Below are 12,290 nucleotides of genomic sequence, written 5' to 3'. Positions count from 1 at the left end.
TCCAGGAGCACGGACGCCCATGGATGTGGTCGAGCATATCGCTTCCATTGGCGGGCACGGTGGCCGGTCGGCCACTGTGGGCGGTGGGTCGTCGTCGGGCGCAGGCAGCGATGCGATGGCGTCCGGGGCACTGGCCGAACCACGACGACTCACCTTTTTCAAGACGCCGCGTGGCGGGTAGTCGTCCTCGTCTGAGGCCCGGGCGACCTTGGCGATCACGGCAGGATCTACGTCGAGGCGCAGCGCGAGCGTGGCGAGGTAGTCGCTGCGCCATTCGACCTGGGTATCCCATCGTGGGTCGTGCGTGACGCAGTGCAGCAGGTGTTCGACGCCGTTGGGGCCGGTCGTCGCTGCGAGCCATCCTGCGCCGCGCCCGCGCTGCATCAGGAACACATTGACTTGCTGATCCGCCCTTCAACGTGGAACCACGCGGACCTATCAGGTGATGCTGGATCTTCATATTCGGAACGTCATCGGTCATGTCCCGGTGGACAAGCTCGACTATCGTGACATCGCACATTGGGTGAAGTGACGATGAGCGTAAAGGGCCGTTCGGTAAAGACGATCCATAACGTGCATGGACTGATCTCGGCGACTATGAACACGCCGAAGTGCTCGGCTATGTTCCACGGAATCCTTGCCGCGGCGTGCAGCTTCCGTCGGTTGAGAAAGCTGAAGACGAAGCCATGTTCCTGACTCACAGGGAGTTCAGCCTGATCATGGAAGGTATGGGGGAGCGGTACAAGGCTTTCACAAGCTTCCTCGTTATGACGGGCACTCCGTTTGGTGAGGCGACTGCTCTGACCGTCGCTGATGTGGATCTGCTCGCAAAGCCTCCCACTGCGCGGATAAACAAGGCATGGGAGCGCGATGGCCAGAATCAGTACTACATAGGCGCAACGAAGACAGGCGCCGGCAAAAGGACTATCGGTCTGAATCCAGCACTTGTTGAGCTGCTGATCCCCCTTGTTGCCAGTCGCCCAGGCAAAGAGCTTGTGTTCACCACTCCTAAGGGAGAGCGCATTTATTCACAAGCTGTATCGGCATCACTACTGGGTCCCAGCGGTTCGCACAGCCCAAGCGAATGGGCTCCAGAAAAACCCCGAATCCACGATCTGCGACACACGCATGCCTCCTGGCTGATCCAGGACGGCGTTCCACTGTTCACCATCTCGAGACGTTTGGCTCATACTTCTACCCGGACCACCGAGCAGGTGTATGGACACCTGATGCCGGAGGCCCTGCAAGCTAGGGCGGATGCGACGGAGCGCTCGATTTCTGGGTTCGTTCGCTGACAGGCAATCGGCGAAATGCCGGTGAGGATCCGGGCGGAGCACCGCAAACAGACCGGGACGCGTACAGAGCGACTATCTACCCCGACGTGCATATCGCCTTTGATCCGATCTTGGCGAAGGAGAAGCATCGCGAACAAAGCGTTCGCTTCCCCCGCAAGGATGAGCTGTACGTCCGCGACCTGTGGTGGGGCGTTGGCAAGGTGGGCCGTGAGGAACGCAGACAGCCGCGCCTCAACCCTGTAGCGATGTAGACGCCATCAGGCAGGAGACGCGGCATGTCACCGAATCACAAAACGCGATCTTCTTAGGATTTACTCATTGCACCAGGACGAATTTGAATTGCTGGTTTGCGGAGCTTCCGGCGGTGTACTGCATGAACTGGGTGCCGGCTGTGGTATTCGCTCCTGGCATATCAAGCGCCTTGCCGCTCCGCCGGTTCACCAGTTGATAATAGCCACCGCCCATGTCGACTAAACGCCACTCGTCGTTGTAAGTGGCGTCCGCCGAGTACGGCCACTGGATTATGGACGCTCCGTTCTCACTCGACGCGCCAGAGACGTTGAGCGCCTTGTTGCTATTCTGCGCTTCGAGCCTGTAGAAGCCGCTGCTAGTCGACGTGAGCTTCCAACGTTTGTTGGTCCCTGCGTCCACAGGCCACTGGACGATGGCGGCGCCGTTGGAGGTGGATCCTCCGGCCACTTCGAGGGCCATGTTGCTGTGCCGTGTCATGACGTTGTAGGTCATCCCACTCACGGGCCCCGTCGGTGCGGGGGTTACGGTTAGCCGGTACGAAGTTCCCGCATTGGTTGCAAACGATATGGTGCTACCGGAACGCGTATTTTCGACTGCTGCCCCGGTCGAGGCGTTCGTCAACGTATACGAATCAGAAGCCAAACTGCTGTTCTGCAGTGTAGCCGGCTTGCCGCTCTGCGAGTTGATCACCGCATTGGTTAGACGTCCGTTTGCCCATGAAGCGTCGACCGTAAAGTTGCCCCGAGCCTTGAGTCCCGTGAAGCTTCCTTGTGCCCATGCGCCTGGCAAGGCCGGGAGTAGGTCAATGTTGTTGCGCTGACTCTGCAGCAGCAATTCCGCAACTCCAGAGGTGAATCCGAAATTGCCATCAACCTGGAACGGGGGGTGCGCGTCAAGAAGGTTCTCATAGACCCCGCCCGTTGAGCCGGACATGTCGATAGTCGTGGTGGTCGTTAGGTGCAGTGCATGCTCAATGAGGGACTTTGCTCGATCCCCATCGAGCAGTCGGGCTCTGGCGTTGATCTTCCAAGCAGTGGACCAGCCGGTGCCGTTGTCGGACCTGCTGTCCAGTGCTACGCGAGCTGCGTTGGAGATGGGGGTGCTGAGGTATGGCGAAACTGTGTCCCCGGGGTACAAACCAATGAGGTGCGAGAGGTGTCGGTGCTCGTTTCCCTGCACATCCTGCTGATACTTCCACTCGCGCAGCTGGCCGAATGAGCCTACTCGAAGCCCCGGATCCAGCTGGTTGAGCTTGGTCTGGAGGTTGGCGCGGTAGCTCGAATCGACGCCCAGAGCCGTACTTGCCTGGATAGTGTTATCGAAGAGCATCCAAATAAGTTGCTGGCTGTAGGTTGTGCCTCGCTCTCGATAGGGGTTTCCCTGCTCGGGGGACCATCCTTCGGGGGCAACCAGCGTTCCGTCGGTGTCCGTGATGAGCTCCGTCAGCCAGTAGTCGCTTGCCTTTTTCATAATTGGGTATAGGCGAGTCGAGAGGTAGGCCTGATCCTGGGTGAATTGATAGTGATCCCAAAGATTTAGCAGAAGCCAAGCGATTCCTTCCGGGTTGCTTTCCCAGTTGGAATAGCCGAAGGGGTTCATCTGCGTGGCCATGGTGATTCCGGCATTGCCCTCAGCGGTCGCACGATCCGACCAGACGTTGTTGACCATTGCCTGCTGGTACATGAATTCCGTGAGCGGTGCGAACGACTCGCTTAGATTGGTGAGGTCGGTTGGCCAGTAGTTCATCTGCAAGTTCACGTCGGTGTGATAGTCGGACTGCCAGGGCGGCGTGTTGTTGTTGTTCCAAATTCCCTGCAGATTGGAAGGCAGAAAATTGCGGGACGACGCGATTGTTAGGTAACGACCGTATTGGAAATGAAGGTTTTCCAAGGCAGGGTCTTTCGAACCCGCGTTATAGTTCTGAAGGAGTTGATCGGTCGGCATTGTGGGCTTTGCGTCGTTCAAGTTCAGTGAAACTCGAGAGAACAGGGCCCGGTAGTCGTTCAGGTGGTTGGTCAGGAGTGTTGCAAAATTTTTGCTGCCAGCCGCGTTGATCCAATTCGACACTTTGGACGATGGGCTGGCGCCCTTGTAGTTCCCGACGGTGGGATCGAAATCCGTGCCACCAGCAAGAAGGATCGTCACAGCGTTCGCAGCGTTCACCGTGACGCTGGTGCCATTTGAAGTGACGGTACCCCCCTCGTTCTTCACCACGACCTGCGCTTCGTAGCCGAGCAGGGTAAGAGTGCCTCGGATCGTGATGTTGTTGCCGGAAACGACCTTCGTCCCGGCATGCGCGTCATCCACGCGAACCGTCAAAGAGATCTTGTTGGCTTCGTTGGATGTGAAGCGACTAACGAGCACGCTATCGGGGAAACTTGAGAAGTACTCGCGATTATAAGTTGTGGCGCCAATTTGATATTGGACCCGCGCAACTCCGTCTTCGAGATCCAGCTCGCGTCGGTAGTTGCTTACTGTGGCGGATGCTGCACTCGGAATATCGACGTGCAGATCCCCAAAATTCTGATAGTTGCCGAGAGAACTCTCATTGCCCGTCCACAGCGAACTCTCGTTGAATTGGAGATGCTCACTTTCAACCCCACCGAAGACCATCGCCCCGAGTCGGCCGTTGCCGATGGGTAGCGCGGACGTCATCCAGTTCGTTGCTGGCTGGCGATACCACAGGGCCAACTTATTTGCCGGGGCGGCGGCTGCCCCAGTAAAGGTGGGCGCGGCCTCGGCGGGCGCTACGGAAGCGACGAGACCGGAAGACGTTCCCAGGATGATCGCCGCGACAGTTACGGCTAGGGCTCGCATTGTCCTTTGGCGCATGAATGTTGTGGACATGAATACTCTCTTTCTTTACCGGGCGTAGGTCACCTTTGACCCCGGGCAATGCGGTATCCGCGCAGGCGCCACTTAGGAATACCGACTCACTTACGGACAAGCGGCGCGGCGGGCACCGCGAGTGGAGCTTGGGCAGGGATGAAACGATCGCCGAGGGCATGTGGCTGGGGACTATCGCTTAGCAGATCGCTCAAGTCGAAGGCTGTTTTCCGCAACCGGCGGTGTCCTTTGGTTCGATTCGCCCACTGTAGACATCGGATGTGTAGATGTCAACACTTTGGCGATTGCCGTTATTAAGCGCAGAAGGAACTCCACCAGGCATGATTCATCCGACGATTTTCCTCGCCCAGCGATCGTCGAGTATCAGAATGACAAACAGCTGTGATGCTTTGGCTGTTCATGGATACGCAGGGACCAGTCCTCATGACGCAAAGTGGTGAATTGAGCTGGAGTAGGAACAGCGAGCGAAAGGCCATCTGGGCAGTGAACGGAGCGGTGTCCGGTTAGAGCCCTCAGGCGATAAACCACTGGCCCGGAATGGGCGCGGTGAAGTAGGGCAGGTCAGTCGGACCTAATCCCATCCGGTAAGGGAGCGGATTATCCTCAGAGGTGCGTTCCGTGAGTGTCGAGTCTCCGAAGGCCCGCGCTGATGGCCACCGCAGCAACACCCGATCGTGATTCCTGAGCCATCTTTACGAGAATGTTCTCCACATGAGTTGTTACGGTGCGGATGGAAATCCCCAGCTCAGATGCGATCTGCTGGTTTGAGCGGCCCCATGCAATCCGATCGGTGACCTCGGCTTCACGTGCGGTCAGGCCGAACGGAAGCTCCATTGGAGTCTCAACGATCAAGGCGACGTCCCCACGGCCCGATGAAACCCCGGCAGTTCGGGTGATCTCCAGTGCTACCGTCCCGTTCTCGGAGGTCCAAAGCCCGGATACGGAGGCCGCCGCCCCGGCCAGAAAGCGCGAGATGAAGTCTTTGAAATAGGGCTCAAATACGACGCCGCTCATCTCCCGGGAAATGACGGTCCTGGGCGCATCCTGTCCATCAAAGAGTGCTGCTCTACAGTCTTCGCGGAGTCGCAGAATTGGGTAGCCGGAAGATTGCCTTCGGCATAGCTCAGCGACTATCGGGGAGAGTGCGCCGACCAGGTCACGGGCATCATCATCGAAGTTGCGAAAGTGAGCGGCGGAAAGGTGGAGCATTCCAGCGTACTGGCCGTCGTCGGAGATGAGGCAGGTACTCATGCCATCCGCGAAGCCTGCGGGCGCCAGCGCCGTTTGGTACAGCTGCGTTGCACGGTAGTCGTACTTCAGATCATCGATGCGTAACGGTTGTTGCAGCTTAAGCAGCCTTCGATGGGCTTTGGTTGAAGCGTATGGGTCACCCAGCGCGGTTAGGGTTTCTGGCTGGTAGCCATCGTTGGCCAGCACGTCGTGTTTGGACAATGCACGGTTCCAGAAAATCAGGGCGGCGGCGTCATGCCTGGTTCCGTCGGCGAGGACGTGCAGGATCTCGTCGGCGCCGTCGCGCTGGTATTGGGCTGCGCCGGCAGCAAAAGCTGCCTTAAGCAGAATATGGGACTTTCCGCTGACCATGAAGGCCTCCAAGACAGGAGGATCCTGTCCTCCGGGTACGCGCTAATTATACGGCCCTCTCGCCAAATCGGACCTGGCCGGAATCTAAGGCAGGCCAGAGCAACTTCGTTTCGTCACCGCGTACGTACAAATACCGATTTCGCCATGACCTCTGTATTCCTAGGCTTGGTTACACGGAGTGATGAGCGTCACCTGAGTCGTGAAAGAGCACAAAGTGACAAGCAATGAGCCACAACTTCTTGAACCCCACACAAAGTGTGGGCTGAAGTGCCCCGCTGGCAGGGCAACGCGGTCAGCCCGCTGCAACGGCAGAAGCGATGCCGACGACGGAGCCGGCACTAGGGAACAAACTAATGTCCGCCCTTGAGATCCATGGCGAGGCAGACCGCTTCAATGTCAGGCCACTCGAGGACATCTGCTTCACAATCCTGTGTCGTGGAACATCCAGCTTTCAGACTCAGCTGTTGCGGGTCAAAAAGTACCGCAGGGAAGCAGCCACTCCGCTCATAGAAGCAATGCCTGTGACCAGTCGTATCGACACGCTCACTGAGCGCAGGGTCCATGCAACGTGTCTCCGCCCGTTTCTGGAAGTCCCAGGCAGCGAAGCTGCGCTCAATGGAGCGCCCGGTGTCACCTTGGGAGCGTTGATCCGAACAGAGAAGCCAGAGGCCTCATTTCAGGGTGTTGTGACTGCCTGGGATATGGCCAATAGCAGCGGCATTGGGATATTCCTTCAGGACCAACGACTGACGCTTCTGGTCGGGGACGGGCACGCCAAGTTGGAAATCACACTTCCTCAGCCCCTGCACCCTGGTAGCTGGTACGAAATCGCCGCGTCGTATGACCTCACAACTAGGATTGGCACTCTATTCCTGGGGCCATGCAGCTCCTCAACCCCTGAGGAGCCTCGCGGAAGCCGGACAATAACAGGTCATCTCAGACTCTCGCGGTTGCCTGCGGTCCCCATAATGCTGGGCACCAGTGCCAAATATGTCTCGTCATGGACGGCCGCAGAAGAGTCCTTCAGAGGAACCATCGAGTCACCTTACGTGATTGGAAAGTCCACGCCGGCAACTGAGCTGCGGGGACTACACGCGCGGCGACTAAGCGCCCCTGCCTTACTTGCAGCATGGGATTTCTCGCAAGGACTTTCCGAGGACGGACTCCACACTGACGAGGTTCCGGATGTTGTTGGAGCCTTTGACGCCCTCTGCGTCAATGCCCCACTGAGGGCAGTTCCTGGACACCGCGGCAGCGTAGCCGGAGACGTTGGGACATCGCCGGAGAGCTTCGGCGCCACCCGCCTGGTCGAAAGACGGCCCGATCCTGAGAGATGGAAATCGCAGATCGTTCTCCCTGTCCCTCGAACACTGCCGGCAGGGTTCTATGCCGTGCGACTACGGGCCTCAAACGTCGAGGAATTCATTCCCTTTGTCGTCTCAACCGCAACGGAACCAGGTGACCCCCTGCAGCAAACACAGCCCGTGTCCCACTAATCTCCGCCCACGAGGCCGCATCACAACACAGAGCGCCCATCGATCGCTCGTACCAACGATCCATCTACAGAACAGAATCCGGTGGCCGAATTTACGGCTAGGATTTCTTCCGAGAGGCACAGATAGCCCATGAAAACTGACAGTCACGCTACCCCGGCTAGCGACGCCGGCATCAACGACGTCGAACAGCAAAAACTAGATGCTCTTGGCTACAAGCAAGAGCTCAATCGCACCATGACCCTAACGGACGTTGTTGTCTACGGGCTCATCTTTATGGTGCCGCTGGCCCCCGTGGCCGTTTTCGGTACCATCTTCAACTTCTCCCATGGCATGGCCGCGTTGGTTTATTTGGTCGCCGGTATTGCAATGTTCTTCAGCGCCGTCAGCTATAAGGAGATGGCCAAGGAGTATCCCGTGGCAGGGTCCGTATACTCCTACGTCCGCTTGGGTACCAGCAAATTCGTTGGCTTCCTTTCTGGATGGGCCATCCTCCTTGACTACCTCCTCCTGCCGGCGCTGCTATGCATCCTCGCGGCATCCGCCATGGGAGCACTCATGCCTGAAATTCCTGGCTGGATCTGGGTCATCGGCTTTATCGCCGTGGTGGCCTTCATCAATCTCCGCGGAATCGTCGTCACCGCACGGATGAACATGATCTTTTTGATCATTCAAGGAGCAGCGCTCGTCGTGTTCGTCGGCGGAGCACTCCTAGCCATCACCCAGGGGCGGGCGGAGTTCAGCCTCGCACCCTTCTATCAGCCTGAATTCTTCTCCTGGGAGCTCGTATTCACGGCCATCCCGGTCGCTGCCCTTAGCTACATCGGCTTTGATGCGATCTCGACGCTCAACGAAGAAGCCAAGGGTGGCGGAAAAGCGGTCTCCAAGGCGACCATGATCGTGCTCTGGCTAGTCATCGCGATGTTTGTCGCGCAGGTCTACTTCGCTGCTCTGTTTGTCCCGAGCAATGAACCATTCGCCGACGGTGACGCCGTGAACAACGCGTTTTACCACATCAGCGAAATCGTGATTGCGCCATGGTTCAAAATCGTCTTCACCCTCATCACAGCCCTGATAGCGCTCTTTGCCAACGTGCTGGTTTCCCACGCCACAACCTCAAAAATGCTCTTCGCCATGGCCCGCGACGGGCAGCTGCCCCGACGCCTGGCCGTCGTGAGCCAGAAACACCAGGTTCCCGCCACGGCCATGATCGTCGTGACCATCCTCACCGCCGTCATTGGTGTCCTGGCCGTAGGACAGATCGAACTCATCGTTACGATGGTCACCTTCGGCGCCCTGACCGCCTACATCCTCCTGCACATCAGCGTCATCATTCACTTTGGAATTCGCCGGTCCAGCAGGAAGTACTTCATGCACTGGATCTCGCCCATCCTTGGGATTGCCGTGCTTGGATACGCCCTCTACAGCACCAACCTTCTGGCCAAAATCATTGGCATCTCCTGGCTGGTCATAGGAACGATCGTCGCGCTCATTCTGAAGCGCACCGGCCGTACCCTCGAAACCGAAGACGTCGTCTAGACCGGAAGACAACATCTCCCGTTTCCGGCGGGGCGAAGGCACCGGGCCTGCCACTTTGGCAGCGCCCGGAGCCTTCGTGACGTGTCAGGAAGCTTCTTGACCCAAAAGTCCCCGACAGGAACTGGCTCCACCCTTGAAAAGCAGTCCTGGGACTACGCAAAACTACCGATACTTTTCCTGTCAGCGCCGCCATAACGTTGAAGTTACCTAGAAAACACAAGGCTGCAGCGCTGGTGAAAGGGGAGTTCCCCTGACCTGGTCGCTCCACAGCAATCCCACCTCAGAATGAAAGCGAGAACCTCCCTTGACTCCGCGGACCAGTCCACCAAGTGGCCAAGCAAATTGTTGTCGAAAGGGAGCGAACTGATGCGCACTAGCGCGGACCGCTCATCCGAACTTATGAGCATTTTTGAACAGCGGTTCTCCTCCCGACTTCGCCGCGACTTCACCGATGAAGTATCAGCGGCGTACGACCGCTCCCCGCTGGGACCTCATGACGACAAGACCGCACGCGTCGTGCGGGCCCTGGGCAACGCCTCGGTCAACGGAAAAGAGATCATCCTGAACCTCGGGCCCAACGGGCCGTGGGGGATCGGCAGGATCACAGTAGGAGCACCCGGAAACTTGGTTCTCCTGCCCTCAACCTTCTACACCTATGAAAACGCGCTGCGCGGAGTGTTCGCGCTGCGTCGCAAGAACTTTTTGGAGAGCTGAACCATGACTGCCGAAGCCGCACCCGCATCCGAGATCCGCGTCGAACCGAAAATCTTCGGATACACCGACCGTTTTGCCGCCCGCCCAGGTGAAAGCATCTCCTTCCACGTCAGCTGCGAGGGACCCTCCACATACCAAGCCTCACTTGTCCGCCTACGGCACGGCTTCACCGGGGAAGCCGGACCAGGCTTCCTGGAAACTCCGGTTGCATCAGAATTCGATGGTCAAAAGCCGGGCACGCAGTACGCTTGCCAGCCCGGATCCTACGTCGAGGTGCCAGACCCATCCTCGCTGATGACAGACCCGAACGGATTGGTCATCAAAGCCAACGTGTACCCCACGTTGCCCTTGAGCTCCCGATCAGGCAATTACGGCGCCTACCACGTCACTCAGAACTCATTCGGGGGAGGAAGTGATCGTCAGGTCGTCCTGGGCAACTGGGACGAAGGATCTTCCAGTGGCTACGCACTTGTCCTGGACGCCGGCCGGCCCACCTTCCTCTGGAGCCAACAGGGCACGGTGAAGGCAGTGGCTCTCGAGAGCCCCTTGGAAGGCCACCACTGGTACACCCTTCGGGTCGAGGTGAACACCGCAGCTGGTCAGATCCATCTGACTCAGGAACCGCTGTCCAACATCATGAACCGGTACACCGACCAAGCACTGGCCCTGGAATCAGAAGACAAGGTCGCAGACGGCACGCCGGCAGCCGCGGCACCCGAAGCCCCATTCCGTCTCGGCGCCGGAGCGCGTCGGGACGGGGATCGATGGCTCGCAGCAAACGGCTTCAACGGCAAGATCGGCGGCGTCTCCATTCAACGACGCACGCCCACCAGAACCGAGACCATTGCTGACTGGCACTTTGGACGCAGCCGCCGTGACGACGGACTGCTCCTGTGGGACGTCATCGATGAATCGCCAAACCAGCTCCACGGAACGTGCCACAACGCACCAACCCGAGCCGTCGCAGGACACTCCTTCACTGGGCTTGTGGACGACTTCCGGCTTGTCCCCGATGAATACGACGCAATCCACTTCCACGACGACGACATCACCGACGCCGGCTGGCCAACAGCATTCACACTCGGCGTGCCCCACAATCTGCCAAGCGGCGTATACGCTGCCAAACTCACCGCCGAGGGCGCAGAACAGTACCTTCCCTTCTTCGTCCGGGCAGGCGAAAAGAAAAACGATGTCGCCGTGCTGTTCTCCACAGCGACGTATCTGGCCTACGCCAACGACCGCATTGCCTTCGAGGCCGACGGCGCAGAGATCATCGTGAGCCGGACGCCCATCCTGGACCGCGAAGACCTCACCCTCCAGGACCATCCCGAATTCGGCCGCTCCTGCTATGAAATCCACAACGACGGCTCCGGAGTTGTCTTCGGCAGCGTCCGCAAACCCATCCTTACCCTCCAGCCCAAACATCGGGCGTGGTTCCAAGCCGAAGGCGTATGGGGGCTGCCCGCAGACCTGTGCATCGTTCACTGGCTCGAAACCGAGAATTGCGACTACGACGCAATCACTGATGAAGACCTCGACCGCGAAGGCTACAACCTTCTCAGCGACTACCGGGTAGTCATCACAGGCAGCCACCCCGAATACGTCACACGTAACGAACTCACCGCACTGGAGGAATTCACCTCCAACGGCGGAAGGCTGATGTATTTGGGCGGCAACGGTTTCTATGCCACCGTCTCCTTCGACCCTGACCAGCCACACTTGATGGAACTCCGACGCTCCGACGGAGGCACGCGCCCCCACCAGTCCCCGTACGGCGACAAACGCCACGCCACATCCGGGGAACTCGCTGGCATCTGGAGGAACAAAGGCCTACCGCCACAGAAGCTCGCTGGAGTGGGCTTCGCAGCGCAGGGCTTTGACCGCTGCACCTACTACGAACGACTTGAAGACAGCCACACTCCAGAAGCAAAATTCATCTTCGATGGAATCGGTGAAGACGAGCGCATCGGCGAGTTCGGAATCATGGGAGGCGGTGCCGCCGGCGCCGAAGTCGACTGCTACCAGCCCGGTCTCGGCTCGCCCCCCGGAACACTGGTCCTTGCAACGTCAGGCCCACTTTCTGACGCTTATCTCCTGGCCGCAGAAGAAGTGTACGAATCCATTCCCGGCATCGGCGCTACCGAGCAACCAGGCGTCCGATCAGACATAGTCTACTGCCCGTTGGAAGGAGGCGGCGGCTTCTTCTCAGTCGGTTCGATCGCCTACACAGCGTCGCTCTCCCACAACAACTACGACAACAACATCGCCAAGATGACAGGAAACGTCCTAAGGCGGTTCCGTCAAGCCCAGCCACTTGAAGTAACTCTCAATGAAACAGAAACAGTTCAAGTAGCCGGCAGCTGAATCGCAAATCAGAAAGAAACCAGCTGCCCCGACAGGCCAATATAGCGAAGCCGGAGGGCGGTCCATTCTTCGAGTGGGCCGCCCTCAGGTGGGCATGACACCGTCCATCTTTCTTTCCCGACTGAGCTTGCCAGCCATCCCACAGTGACGCGGACCTCCGGCATCAACGTCAGAGGCGACTACC

At 58.5% G+C, this 12,290-nt stretch carries 8 protein-coding genes; 6 read left to right on the top strand and 2 right to left on the bottom strand.

Going from position 1 to position 12,290, the window contains the following annotated elements:
- Positions 1-647: 647 nt before the first annotated feature.
- A complete protein-coding gene (locus tag M1E02_RS12590) occupies positions 648-1,295 on the top strand; it encodes a site-specific integrase (RefSeq protein WP_479374608.1) in 648 nt (215 codons plus the stop codon).
- Positions 1,296-1,381: 86 nt separating this feature from the next.
- A complete protein-coding gene (locus M1E02_RS12585; protein WP_479374607.1) occupies positions 1,382-1,546 on the top strand; it encodes a hypothetical protein in 165 nt (54 codons plus the stop codon).
- Positions 1,547-1,610: 64 nt separating this feature from the next.
- Here M1E02_RS12585 and M1E02_RS12580 read toward each other — a convergent pair whose 3' ends face one another.
- On the bottom strand, positions 1,611-4,394 hold the full coding sequence (locus tag M1E02_RS12580; RefSeq protein WP_479374606.1) for a glycosyl hydrolase family 95 catalytic domain-containing protein: 2,784 nt from the start codon (positions 4,392-4,394) through the stop codon (positions 1,611-1,613).
- Between the two features lie 603 nt (positions 4,395-4,997).
- Complete coding sequence (locus M1E02_RS12575; RefSeq protein ID WP_479374605.1) at positions 4,998-5,996, bottom strand: LuxR C-terminal-related transcriptional regulator; 999 nt, start codon at positions 5,994-5,996, stop codon at positions 4,998-5,000.
- Between the two features lie 968 nt (positions 5,997-6,964).
- On the opposite strand from M1E02_RS12575, the gene M1E02_RS12570 reads away from it, so the two are divergent.
- The 4 genes from M1E02_RS12570 (at position 6,965) to M1E02_RS12555 (ending at position 12,106) form a co-directional block, all read left to right on the top strand.
- Positions 6,965-7,492 (top strand): hypothetical protein, encoded by a 528-nt coding sequence (locus M1E02_RS12570; RefSeq protein WP_479374604.1) that lies wholly within the window; start codon positions 6,965-6,967, stop codon positions 7,490-7,492.
- Between the two features lie 129 nt (positions 7,493-7,621).
- Positions 7,622-9,028 (top strand): APC family permease, encoded by a 1,407-nt coding sequence (locus tag M1E02_RS12565; protein WP_479374603.1) that lies wholly within the window; start codon positions 7,622-7,624, stop codon positions 9,026-9,028.
- A gap of 366 nt (positions 9,029-9,394) precedes the next feature.
- Positions 9,395-9,742, top strand: a complete 348-nt coding sequence (locus M1E02_RS12560) for a N,N-dimethylformamidase alpha subunit family protein (protein ID WP_479374602.1) — start codon at positions 9,395-9,397, stop codon at positions 9,740-9,742.
- A 3-nt stretch (positions 9,743-9,745) separates the two neighbouring features.
- Positions 9,746-12,106: a N,N-dimethylformamidase beta subunit family domain-containing protein gene (locus tag M1E02_RS12555; RefSeq protein ID WP_479374601.1), complete on the top strand. Its 2,361-nt coding sequence runs from the start codon at positions 9,746-9,748 to the stop codon at positions 12,104-12,106.
- Positions 12,107-12,290 lie beyond the last annotated feature (184 nt).

Source organism: Arthrobacter sp. Z5-13 (genome assembly GCF_056499105.1).
This window is presented reverse-complemented; position numbering and strand designations above follow the sequence as displayed.